Origin of the sequence: Oceanirhabdus sp. W0125-5 (assembly GCF_027938815.1) — a bacterium.
In the GTDB taxonomy this organism is placed as follows: Bacteria; Bacillota; Clostridia; order Clostridiales; family Clostridiaceae; genus Oceanirhabdus.
Genome location: NZ_CP115913.1, coordinates 3,992,506 through 4,004,548 on the forward strand (window position 1 = coordinate 3,992,506; position 12,043 = coordinate 4,004,548).

10 protein-coding genes are annotated in these 12,043 nt (G+C 30.3%); 3 read left to right on the forward strand and 7 right to left on the reverse strand.

Annotated features, from left to right (window positions below; genetic code table 11):
• Positions 1-122: 122 nt before the first annotated feature.
• The 3 genes from OW730_RS18710 to OW730_RS18720 all read right to left on the reverse strand — a co-directional run bounded on the left by OW730_RS18710 (position 123) and on the right by OW730_RS18720 (position 1,715).
• Positions 123-392, reverse strand: a complete 270-nt coding sequence (locus tag OW730_RS18710) for an ATP cone domain-containing protein (RefSeq protein WP_271225575.1) — start codon at positions 390-392, stop codon at positions 123-125.
• Between the two features lie 73 nt (positions 393-465).
• Positions 466-732, reverse strand: a complete 267-nt coding sequence (locus tag OW730_RS18715; RefSeq protein ID WP_271225576.1) for an ATP cone domain-containing protein — start codon at positions 730-732, stop codon at positions 466-468.
• Between the two features lie 5 nt (positions 733-737).
• A complete protein-coding gene (locus tag OW730_RS18720) occupies positions 738-1,715 on the reverse strand; it encodes a YbgA family protein (RefSeq protein ID WP_271225577.1) in 978 nt (325 codons plus the stop codon).
• Between the two features lie 229 nt (positions 1,716-1,944).
• Here OW730_RS18720 and OW730_RS18725 point away from each other — a divergent pair, with 229 nt between their 5' ends.
• Positions 1,945-2,616 carry a phosphatase PAP2 family protein gene (locus OW730_RS18725; protein ID WP_271225578.1) on the forward strand — a complete coding sequence of 224 codons (672 nt, stop codon included), beginning with the start codon at positions 1,945-1,947 and terminating at the stop codon, positions 2,614-2,616.
• Positions 2,617-2,650: 34 nt separating this feature from the next.
• On the opposite strand, the gene OW730_RS18730 is transcribed toward OW730_RS18725, so the two are convergent.
• From OW730_RS18730 to OW730_RS18740, 3 genes are all read right to left on the reverse strand, one after another.
• Positions 2,651-3,658 carry a LacI family DNA-binding transcriptional regulator gene (locus tag OW730_RS18730; RefSeq protein WP_271225579.1) on the reverse strand — a complete coding sequence of 336 codons (1,008 nt, stop codon included), beginning with the start codon at positions 3,656-3,658 and terminating at the stop codon, positions 2,651-2,653.
• A 318-nt stretch (positions 3,659-3,976) separates the two neighbouring features.
• Positions 3,977-5,086 carry an ABC transporter ATP-binding protein gene (locus OW730_RS18735; protein WP_271225580.1) on the reverse strand — a complete coding sequence of 370 codons (1,110 nt, stop codon included), beginning with the start codon at positions 5,084-5,086 and terminating at the stop codon, positions 3,977-3,979.
• A gap of 153 nt (positions 5,087-5,239) precedes the next feature.
• A complete protein-coding gene (locus OW730_RS18740) occupies positions 5,240-6,172 on the reverse strand; it encodes an ROK family protein (RefSeq protein ID WP_271225581.1) in 933 nt (310 codons plus the stop codon).
• A gap of 283 nt (positions 6,173-6,455) precedes the next feature.
• Between OW730_RS18740 and OW730_RS18745 the strand changes: the two genes are divergently transcribed.
• Both OW730_RS18745 and OW730_RS18750 read left to right on the forward strand, forming a co-directional pair.
• On the forward strand, positions 6,456-8,762 hold the full coding sequence (locus OW730_RS18745; RefSeq protein ID WP_271225582.1) for a family 65 glycosyl hydrolase domain-containing protein: 2,307 nt from the start codon (positions 6,456-6,458) through the stop codon (positions 8,760-8,762).
• Positions 8,763-8,890: 128 nt separating this feature from the next.
• Positions 8,891-10,300: a Na+/H+ antiporter NhaC family protein gene (locus OW730_RS18750; RefSeq protein ID WP_271225583.1), complete on the forward strand. Its 1,410-nt coding sequence runs from the start codon at positions 8,891-8,893 to the stop codon at positions 10,298-10,300.
• A 305-nt stretch (positions 10,301-10,605) separates the two neighbouring features.
• Here OW730_RS18750 and OW730_RS18755 read toward each other — a convergent pair whose 3' ends face one another.
• The gene (locus OW730_RS18755; RefSeq protein ID WP_271225584.1) at positions 10,606-12,018 is read right to left on the reverse strand and encodes an IS1595 family transposase; all 1,413 of its coding nucleotides are present in this window, start codon (positions 12,016-12,018) and stop codon (positions 10,606-10,608) included.
• Between the last annotated feature and the right edge of the window lie 25 nt (positions 12,019-12,043).

The following is a 12,043-nucleotide window of genomic DNA, read 5'->3' on the forward strand; positions in this document are numbered from 1 at the left end:
TAAAGATAAAATGAGTAAAACCCTCTTGTTCTAACGACTAATAAAATGTAGTTTCTGACGTAAGTCAGAAACATCCTTCATTCTCAATTCCCCATTCTCAATTATCAATTACGCTTTTATTATTACCTTCCCGTCGCTCCTTCGCGATACTGTTTAGCAAGATTATAGAATCTATATTTCATTAATACTAGAAGAGTTTGCTCAAATATATCATTTGAAGTTATTTCTTCTCTCATTAATGCATCAAGCCTTCTCTCTATCGCTCTGCTAAGTATTTCAACATCTCCGTCTGTTATTGGTTTGTGTGTATCTTCTGATGCATTACGGATTGATGTTTTAACCTTATTCATCGAAAACTCTTGTACTTGACCATTTCTTTTTAATACCTTCACAGAACCACCCCTTTTAAACAACATTTTCTATTATTATAACATAAATAATATTATTTTTCTTTTATTATAATCTTTACCAATCACTTTTTTTCCTATATTGCTCAGCAACATGATAAAACCTTTCTTTCATTAGATACAGTAAAATTGTATCAAATATTTCTTCTGAATCTATAATTTCTTTTCCTATTTCTTTTAATTTATGATTTATATCTTTTGTAAGAATATCAATATCCCCCATATTTAACGGCTCGTGAGTTTCATCAGATGCATTTGCTATTGAATTTGCTACCTTTTCTATTTCAAAATTTACAATTTCACCATTTCTTTTTTTCACTTTCATAATATCTACTCTCTTCCTTTTCCTGAATCCGTTACTTCTATCAAGGTACTTGGATATGGCTCGAAGAAGCTTTGATTCATTAAATTTTTAATGTTGAATCTTATCACGTAGCTCTTTATTACATTCATAGGAACACTTAATGGAATCCTCTTATCTTTAAAACTATTTATCAATTCTAAAATAAACTTTCTCTCATCATTAGATATATCTTTTGAAAAATATCCTAAACATCTATTGAGTACATTAATATTTGATTTATATCTTGAACTTCTACTAAGAGCTTTTACTAAACAGTCTTCGTAGTCAAAATATGTTTCTTCTCGTGTTTCTTTACTTGCCCTGCCTAATATCTTACCTAACTCAGATAATTTCCCTGCATGGTAAGACATTAATAATAGTTTATTATTTGTATGAAAATCTCTCAATTTTTCAAGGGATTTCTCTTCTTTTAAATTTTTAAAACCCTTTAATGTATATAGCTTCGTTAAAAAATCCTCTCTAATTTTAAAATTTTTTAACCTACCATCATCTTCTATAGGAACATTTCCATAATATTCAACAATCCTCCCACCAACAATACCTTTTCCTTTTTTACTCATAGCACCTTTCTCCAGACCTTCATATATTTTAACATCTTTAATACCACATGAAGGAGATCTACTCTTAAGAATAAATCCATCAATCTCTCCTAGATTTTCACATAGAGAATCAGCATATTCATACATAAGTTTACTATAATCATTACCTGTTTTCGGTTGTAAAAGCTTTACTATATCATTATCATCTCTTACTAATCTTATAGGCTTTCTAGGAGTAGGAAGACCAATTTCTACCTCTGGGCAAATAGGTTTAAAAATAACATGATTCTTTAATTTATCAATAAATTTATTATTATCTCCATCACCATTGTACCTGCACTTATCAAAATTCAAACATTTACTTACAACTATTACAGGTTTTTTATTTTCATTAAATTTTCTCATATTAAACTTTCCTTATTATATAGTTTTTTTTCTTATACTTTTTAATATTTTTCCCTAATTTTCTCTGAAAATTCATTCTTATACTAAATCATATATAGTTACTTTAGTTTGAATTTTAATAAAAAACATCTATCTTTATGAATAATTTGTTAATAAGTTGTTTTTTTTATTTTAATTCCCATTTTTATGGGATATAATAATCCCGTAGTGTTTTATGAGGAGGATTAATATGGATTTAAAACAAAATTTTACTAATTTATATGAAAAGTACGGACATTTTAAGCTTTTCTTATTATTTATACCTACTACTTATATTTTCTATTTTCTACAAGTCTATATTGAACCTAAATATATGATGTACATTAAATTAGACGATTATATTCCATTTATAAAGTATTTTATTATACCTTATGTATATTGGTATGTTTATCTTCTTTGGGGATATATTTATTTTGCTTTTTATTCTAAAGAGGAGTTTACAAAATTTATTAAGTTCATTATATATGGAGCATTAGCAGCATATGTTATTTTCTTCATTTTCCCAAATGGACAAGAGTTACGAAATACCATTACACCGGATGATATTTTCTTGCAAACAATATACAATATCAGATCAGTTGATCCACCTGCTAATGTATTTCCAAGCTTGCATTGTTACAATTCTATTGGAATAAATATTGCAATATGCACTAGTACAGCATTTAAAAATAAAAAGTGGGTAAAAAACATCGCGTATATTTCTACAATTTTAATCTCTATGTCTACAGTTTGCATAAAACAACATTCAATACTTGATGTTTTTGGAGCTATGATTCTTTCCGCAATAATGTATATTGTGATTTATAAACCATCTTTAAGAAGAAAAGTAGACCAAGATCAAGATATGATTACTGAACAGTAAAACTATATAAAAAAAAGCACCTATACTGGTGCTTTTATTTTTTCTTTTCAGTAGATTCTCTTTCAACTAACTTAGTATCAATAATATAACTATTTATACCATCATCTCTCTTTTCAAGATGCTTTATCAAAAGTCGTGCTGCAAAAGAGCCTAATTTCTCAGCATTTATATCCACAGACGATAGTGTTGGATGTTGATACGCAGCAAGAGGAGTATTATTGAATCCAATTACAGATATATCATCTATCCCTTCCTCTCTTATTGCTTTCAGTGCACCAAAAGCAATAAGATCATCTGTTGTAACAACTGCACTAGGATGATCATAAGCAAGAATATTTTTCATAGCTTCATAACCACCTTCTTCTGTGAATTCCTTACGCATGATAAGTTTTTCATCTACTTGTATACCACTGTTCTCTAAGGCTCTAATATATCCATCTAATCTATTCATAGTAACATTTAGAATATGAGGTCCTCCTATGAATCCAATCTTCCTATGTCCCTTTTGAATCATTTGGTTTACTACGGTATACATTGCATGGAAGTTATCATTATCCACCCATAAAATCCCATCAGTGTTCTCTGGTTTACCGACAACAACAAATGGGTATTTTTTATCTTTAAGATATTGTATACACTTATCATCTTTTCTTATAGTAGTTAAAATAATTCCATCTACCCATCTACTAAACATTAACTTCTTTATATGGTCAAGTTCTTCTTCCTCTGAAGTCCCATAAGTATAGAGTATATAATATCCATTCTTTTGTGCATAGTGACTAACACCCGTCATAACTTGTATGAAGAAAGGATTTTTAAAGATATCTTCTTCGGTACTAGGTAATATTAACCCTAAAATTTTTGTAGATTTATTAGCCAAACTTCTTGCTATCGCATTTGGATGATAATTCAATTCCTCCATAGCTTTATAAACATTCTTTTTCGTTGCATCGCTAATCTTTGGATTATCTGCAATAACCCTTGAAACAGTTGATGGTGATACACCTGCTAGCTTTGCAACATCTTTTATTGTTACATGCATTCTTTTCACTTCCTATTATGCTTTTCTGATTTCAATTAATTATTTATATATCACCTTTTCTCATTACTAAATAAAGTATTTTATGTTAATTTAAGTTAAAACATATAAATAACTGCAAGATAATTATAACATCAAATGCAATTTTTTCAACATAAACCTTTGATATTGCATAACTTTTCGCAAAATAAAGAATTATCTTTATTACAGAGAATCCCCTTCATGCATAAGCACGAAGGAGATTCAAGTCCAATGATCTCTTCCATTTGTATAATCAATAAGTTTCTTATATTTTATTCATAATAATATATTAATAGTATTCTATTTTATTACTTTTTCTGTTTCCCCATGGAATAAGTAAATCTTATCAGTAGGTATTTCTAATGTAACTTTATCTCCTGCTCCTACTTTGTGGTGAGCGTCAATTCTAGCTACAATTCTATGTCCTTGAGTATCAAGATGTAAGAAAGTTTCACTTCCCATCATCTCAGCAACTATTATTTCTTCTTGGAATACAGTACCAGTAGCATTATCTTCTTTAGATAACATATTTATTCCAGCAGGTCTTATACCTACATATACATCTTTCCCAATTTGATTCTCTCTCTTAAGAGACTTTTGATGAGCTTCGCTTAACTTAATATTTAAAGTTCCAACCTTAGCAACTACTTCTCCAGCATCTTCTGCAACAACAGCTTTTATAATATTCATTTGTGGGCTTCCAATAAACTGTGCAACGAATAGGTTTTGTGGATCATCATATGCATTCTGTGGTGTATCAACCTGCATGATTTCTCCTTTATTCATAATAACTATTCTAGTTCCCATAGTCATAGCTTCTGTTTGGTCATGTGTTACATATACGAAAGTAGTCTGTAACTCCTTGTGTAATTTTGAAATCTCAGCTCTCATCTGAACTCTTAGCTTTGCATCTAAGTTAGAAAGAGGTTCATCCATTAAGAAAACTTTTGGTTGTCTTACAATTGCTCTTCCAAGTGCTACCCTCTGTCTCTGACCACCTGACATTTGCTTTGGCTTCTTCTTAAGAAGATCTTCAATTTCAAGAATCTTTGCAGCTTTTCTTACCTTTGCATCGATTTCATCCTTTGGAACCTTCTTTAACTTTAATCCAAATGCCATATTTTCATAAACTGTCATATGAGGATAAAGTGCATAGTTTTGGAATACCATAGCGATATCTCTATCTTTAGGAGCTTTATCATTTACTCTATTACCATCAATACATAAGTCTCCCTCACTAATCTCTTCAAGACCAGCAATCATTCTTAAAGTTGTTGACTTACCACAACCAGATGGACCAACAAGTACAATAAATTCTTTGTCTTCGATTTCCATGTTAAAGTCTTTTACTGAGTAATAATCGTTTCCTGGATAAATCTTTTTAATACCTTTTAAAGTTAAACCTGCCATGTTACTCTCCTCCATTTAATTCATTAGTAAAAATCCTATATATCAATCAATTTATGCAAACGTTTTCTATACTATTAATATAACATATCTCTTAATGCAATTAAACAGCATATCTGCAAAATTATAATTTTTGTAGAAAGTGACAAAAATCTTTTAATTAATCATTGCTGCACCGATAATTCCAGCATCATTTTTTAGTTCTGCTATGCATACTTTACAATTTCCTGATGCTTTGAATAATGTTCTCTTGTTAATCTCTTCAACTAAATCATCAAAAAACAACTCATGACCATTACATACTCCTCCGCCTATAGCAACAAGTTCAAGATCTAGTACGTTAATAAAATTAGCTATACCAATAGAAAGATATTTAATAAATCTCTTTATGGCTCTTAAACATACCTCATCCCCTTCTTTTGCACAATCAAAAACATCCTTAGTTTCTATGCTTCCTTTTGCTAATCTTGCCTCTAATAAACTACTTTCACCATCTTTAATAAGTTTTTCAGCATATTTTACAATAGCTGTTGCAGATGCAAATGTTTCTAAACATCCTCTTTGACCGCATCCACATTCATAAAAACCTTCTCCAACAGTAATATGTCCAATTTCAGCTACTCTTCCACTTTTACCGGAAAATAATTCACCATTTAATATGAATCCTCCACCTACACCAGTTCCTATTGTCACTAACATTGAATTTCTTGTGCCTTTCATAGTACCAAAAAGATGTTCACATAAAGTTGCAGCATTAGCATCATTCTCTACAAGAACCTTTACATCTCCCAGTTCTTTTCTTAATTCATTTCTTAGTTGAACATTTTTCATACCTAAATTAACACATTCAATTACAGTACCTTCTATATAATTAACTGCTCCAGGCACACCTATCCCTATAGACTCTACTTGTTCTGGAGTTATGCTATTTTTATTGCATAACTCTTTTATGTTCTTTATAATATTCTCTACAATAGTATTCTCTCTTCTAGCTTCTTGTGCTTTAAAAGAAATTCTATCAAGAATTCTACCATCCTTTACTAATCCTGTTACTACATTTGTTCCTCCAATATCAACGCCAATTCTCATATTATTCTCCTTTAATTAATAATTTTCTATTTTACGAATATTCTATTCCAATAACTTATACTCTATATTATAGAGTAAATCAGCTATCCTACGCAATTGAACAAATGCACTAAAATCCTTATTTTTTTTTAGTTATATTTGTTCAAAATAAAAAACTTAAAGAAAATATGAAATAAACTTTTACAACAAAAACGGTTTATGTTATACTTAGTTTTGTAAGTTATGCAATCGTTTGAATAAACATTTTACAATAAGATAAAAAACATATAGAGGGGGAAGTAACTTGAAGTGTAATGTTAAATTAGATCCATGGAAAATCATTCTTGATCACTACGATGAGCACGAAGTTGAAATAGCTGAAAGTTTATTAAGTATTGGAAACGGTTGCCTTGGGCAAAGAGCAAATTTTGAAGAGAGCTACTCTGGTAGAACATTACGTGGTAGCTACATTGCTGGAGTTTATTATCCAGATAAAACTAGAGTTGGCTGGTGGAAAAACGGGTATCCTGAGTATTTCGCTAAGGTTTTGAACTCAACTAATTGGATAGGAATAAATGTTACTATAGATGATGAAACACTTGATTTAGCAAAATGTACAATCCTTAATTATTATCATGAACTAGATATGAAAAATGGAGTTTTAACAAGAAATGTTACTTGCAAACTTCAAAATAATAAAGAGATTGAATTAAAGGCAGTTAGATTTATTTCAATGGATGAAAAAGCACTTGGTGCTGTTAGATATTCTATCAAACCATTAAACTTTGATGGTACTATTACTTTCGAGTCATATCTTGATGGTAATGTTGTTAACAGCGACTCAAACTACGATGAAATTTTCTGGAACAGAATAGATGAAAAATCTTATGAGAATGAAGGATATGTAATGATGGAGACTAAAAAGCTTCCATTCATGGTATGTTCTTACTTAACTTCTGTATTAACTGTTAATGGTGAAAAGATTTCTTGTAAGCCCGAAGTAGTTGAAAGAGATAAATTTGTTTCTGATGTATATTCTGTAGATGTAAAAAAAGGTGAAGTTGCTCAAATAGAAAAATTTGTTGCAACAACTTCTAACAGATACTATGAAAACTCTGATCTTGTTGAAAAAACTAAAGGGATCTCTAACACAGCTTGTGAAACAGGCTTCGATGCTTTATTAGAAGCACATAGCAATGTATGGGCAAAAACATGGAATACATGTGATATTAAAATCGATGGAGATGTTGCAGCTCAACAAGGAATAAGATTTAACATATTCCAGTTAATGCAAACTTATACTGGTGAGGATAGCAGACTTAACATCGGACCTAAAGGATTTACTGGTGAGAAATATGGTGGTAGTACTTACTGGGATACTGAAGCATATTGTATACCATTCTATATGAGTACATGCGATAGTGAAGTTGCTAGAAACTTACTTGTTTACAGACATAATCAATTAGACAGAGCTATTGAAAATGCTGAAAAACTTGGTTTCACTAATGGTGCTGCATTATACCCAATGGTAACTATGAATGGTGAAGAATGCCACAATGAGTGGGAAATCACTTTTGAAGAGATCCACAGAAATGGTGCTATTGCATATGCAGTTGATTTCTACGAGAGATACACTGGTGACTTTGACTATGTTGTAGAGAAAGGCATCGATGTAATTGTTGGTATTTCAAGATTCTGGGCTCAAAGAGTTAACTTCTCTAAAGCTAAGAACAAATACGTAATGTTAGGTGTTACTGGTCCTAACGAGTATGAGAACAATGTTAATAACAACTGGTATACTAATAAGATGGCTACTTGGACTCTTAAGTATACACTTAGATGTTTAAATAAAATTAAAGAAGAATATGCTGATAACTACAGCACTGTTATGGAAAGATTAAATCTTAAAGAAGATGAATTTGATAAATGGAATGATATCATTGATAACATGTATTTCCCATATGATGAGGAATTAGGTGTATTCCTTCAGCAAGATAATTTCTTAGACAAAGAAATTCTTCCTGTTAAAGATTTAGAAAAATCTAATTTACCACTTAACCAGAACTGGTCTTGGGATAGGATTCTACGTTCTTGTTATATTAAACAAGCTGACGTACTTCAAGGTATTTACTTCTTTGAAGATGAATATGATATGGAAACAATAGAGAAGAACTTTAACTTCTATGAACCAATCACTGTTCATGAATCTTCACTATCTCCATGCGTTCACAACATCTTAGCTGCTAAAATCAATAATCCTGATAAAGCTTATGAGATGTACTTAAGAACATCAAGACTTGATTTAGACAACTATAACAATGATTCTGAAGATGGATGTCACATTACATCTATGGCTGGAACATGGTTATCTATAGTTCAAGGATTTGCTGGAATGAGAGTTAGACATGAACACATAGAATTCAACCCTACTCTTCCAGAAAACTGGAATGGTTACAACTTCAAGATTTTATACAAAGGTAATAACCTTCTTGTATCTGTAACAAAAGAAGGTACTGAAATCTCTGTACTTGAAGGAAATGATACAATTGATGTAGTTCTCAATGGAAAATCATTTAAATTAGCTAATAGTAACCCTATTAAAATAAACTAAACTACTATACAAAAAAGAAGGATTGCTCTTTCCCGGGAGCAGTCCTTCTTTTTTTTGTCAGACCCCCGGGGTCTGACCCCAATATGTTATAATATAACCAACATAACCATATTTAGGAGGATTATATTATGTTTAATAAACTTTCTGATAAGAATTTTAATATTTTATTATTATTGGTAAACATATTGATTTTAGCCACCTTTATTATATCAGGAATTTCTTTAAGTATCGCTTTTTGTATATTAGTATTATTAACTTCTCTTATCTTATTAGCTTCTCATAAGTGTGATTTACGGGCATTATTTATTCTAATAAGTAAATGCTTGAAAGAGAGTCTATGGATTTGTATCATCATATTTTTTATTGGTGCTTCAATTTCCGCATGGATGATATCAGGCGTAGTTCCATCTATAATGTACTATGGATTCATGATTCTTGATAAAGCACCTGTTAATTTCATATTATTATGCTTTATTATAACTGCAATCATTTCATATTTTATGGGTACTGCAATCGGCACAATCAGTTCCATGGGTATTGCTTTATTAGGTATAGCAAAAGGAATCAATGCACCAATTGCACTGACATTAGGTTCAATAATCTCTGGTGCCTTCATTGCTGATAAGATATCTCCAATTTCCGGTTTGTTAAACTTGACCTTAAACTCTGCAGGTACAAGCTATAAGAAATACTTTAAAACTTCATTATACACCTTAATTCCCACAGTGATTTTAACTTCAATCCTATATTTTATATTAGGAAGCATCTTCTGCCCTAAAATAGATACCTCAAATATATTGTTATATATGATTGATTTAAATGAGAATTTTATCATTTCCCCCTATCTATTATTTATTCCATTTGCTGTAGTTTTTTTGACCTTCTTAGGGTTAAAGACTCTATATACACTTCCCATAGGAACACTCTTAGGATCAATTTGCGCAATTGTAGTTCAGAAAAAATCACTTTACGCTATTACTAATGCAATTTTAAAGGGATACTCACTAAAAAAAACAACTTCTATTATATCCCCCTTAATAAAAGGAGGTGGAGCATTCAATATGCTGGAGGTAATAATAATTGTTGCAGGTTCTATAGTTCTAGTAACAATCCTTGATGAAAACGGCGTTTTATCTCCACTTACAGAGCTATTTCTCAAGAATATAACTTCACCACTAAAACTTATAATCAATACATCTTTATTAAGTTCAGTAATGACAATTATAACCTGTGATCAAACCATGGGAATAGTTCTTCCTGGAAAGTTGATGAAGCAACATTACTTAGACTATAAACTTACAGAGGATACTCTAGCCAGAACCATCTCTGATACTGGAACAATAATTGCACCTTTAATGCCCTGGAATGTAAATTCAATTATTATATTAGCTATAACTGGCGTGAGTTCTATTGTTTATGCCCCCTTTACATTTCTGTGTATTTTAAACCCTTTAATATCTATAATAGTAATATGGGTAAAACTAAGACAAACACCCTTTAAAATTAATAAAGAATTAAAAATAACAAGTAGCGATTAGTAGGCGTAGCCTAGTGCATTACTAATCAAACCTCACTCAGTTTTTTATTTTATCTAGGTATAATCTAATATCTCGCACTCTTATTAGTTATATATTTTTTTAGGTATAGGTCGGTACTTATTAAATAAGTACCCTATCTCTCTTTTTTAGAATAATGTTGAAAAAATATCTGTTTAGACTATTCATATTATCTGTTTGGACTATTCACGTTATTAGACAAACTATTCTCACAGACTAATATTCTTAATATTTTTCAAGTAAATTAGATGTATTTATTATTTAGTGACTCATATACTTTGAATCCCTTAAGCAGCAGTCACATAAATAGGCTTACGTTTCTTGAAATCCTTTATAATCATAAAACTATACTTACAGTGACTTTCTAAAAATAAACTCTCAGTAGCATTAGAGTTATCATCACAACACTCTGCCATTACATTTACAGTATATCCCCTCACTCTAGTAAAGTAATTCAAGATTCTATAATTTTTATTAAAAAGGTTCTTTTCCTTTATCCATCTATACCAATATAGATAGTTCGTCAAATATTTGCTTGATACACCATTAAAACTGCTTAGCCATTGGTTTACCTCTCTTTTCATTCCCATTAGATTTTCAATATGATACTTCTGATTATTATCACCAGTACATCCTCTAGCTAATCCTAAATCCATAGACTGAGCAAATAGATGATAATGTCTATTTCCTTCAGTACACAATACAGTTCCAGAATTAATTTTTCCATAAAATATTTTTTCTAGTGTAATTTTATTAACTCTTCTATTACAAGCTTCAATTATCATATTTCCTTTTCTATCTACTGCACATACCACATAATCAACCTTAGGTTTATTGTCATTAAAAATCAAAGTATATTTATTCTTAATCCCACATCTTCTCCCTTTATTAAATACTCCCCCATTTTTATTTCTTGTTACATTTCCTTTTACACTCTCAATTACTGCCATATGACCCATCTCAACTATTCCACCAATACAGCCTGACCCCATATTTATTCTTAACCCATCCATGATTTTATGTCTCCAGAAAAAAGCTGTAGCGATGTTTATTCCTACCATATGACTACATTCCTTTAATGATAAGCCCTTTACCATACATTTCATATATTTATTCCATTTATGAATTCCTTTCTTACTATAATACATAGGTGATAAAGTTATGTCACTAAATGTTTTTCCACACTCTTCACTCTTGCATTTATATCTCTGCTTACCATCATATTTGCCATACTTCCATATATCTATATATCCACAGTGTGGGCACACCCTTCCATCTTTGAATCTTAGTTTCCTTATACCTTCTATTATTGCTTCAACCTGGATGTTGTTTTTGTCACTTTTAATTTGATTTATTATTTTATCAAGTAAAATTAATTTATTTCTTCTCTTTTCCTCACTAAGAATTCGCTTTTTTTCTTTCATCCTATTTTCTTGAATCCTCTTTATTTCTAACTCTCTAGCTCTATTTACCATTGCTAATAGATTTTCTTTTATTTCAGGTAAAAAATTTCCTTCTACTACATCCTTCTCAAATTTATCTAAAAAATCATCATTATATTGATATTCACCTTTTACTAAAGATACTTTTTCACATTCCTTTGAATATTCATTAACTCCATTTTCACACATTTGATTATCACAGGTATTATTTTGAATATAATCACCTTTAATTAAATTATTATTAAAAACTTTAGTCATAATTACCTCCAAAACTTATATCTAT

Coding starts and splice junctions, on each gene's coding strand:
- OW730_RS18730 (WP_271225579.1), bottom strand. CDS start 3,658: ATGCATGTAACAATAAAAGATGTTGCAAAGCTAGCAGGTGTATCACCA.
- OW730_RS18725 (WP_271225578.1), top strand. CDS start 1,945: ATGGATTTAAAACAAAATTTTACTAATTTATATGAAAAGTACGGACAT.
- OW730_RS18740 (WP_271225581.1), bottom strand. CDS start 6,172: ATGAGAATTGGCGTTGATATTGGAGGAACAAATGTAGTAACAGGATTA.
- OW730_RS18720 (WP_271225577.1), bottom strand. CDS start 1,715: ATGAGAAAATTTAATGAAAATAAAAAACCTGTAATAGTTGTAAGTAAA.
- OW730_RS18715 (WP_271225576.1), bottom strand. CDS start 732: ATGAAAGTGAAAAAAAGAAATGGTGAAATTGTAAATTTTGAAATAGAA.
- OW730_RS18755 (WP_271225584.1), bottom strand. CDS start 12,018: ATGACTAAAGTTTTTAATAATAATTTAATTAAAGGTGATTATATTCAA.
- OW730_RS18735 (WP_271225580.1), bottom strand. CDS start 5,086: ATGGCAGGTTTAACTTTAAAAGGTATTAAAAAGATTTATCCAGGAAAC.
- OW730_RS18750 (WP_271225583.1), top strand. CDS start 8,891: ATGTTTAATAAACTTTCTGATAAGAATTTTAATATTTTATTATTATTG.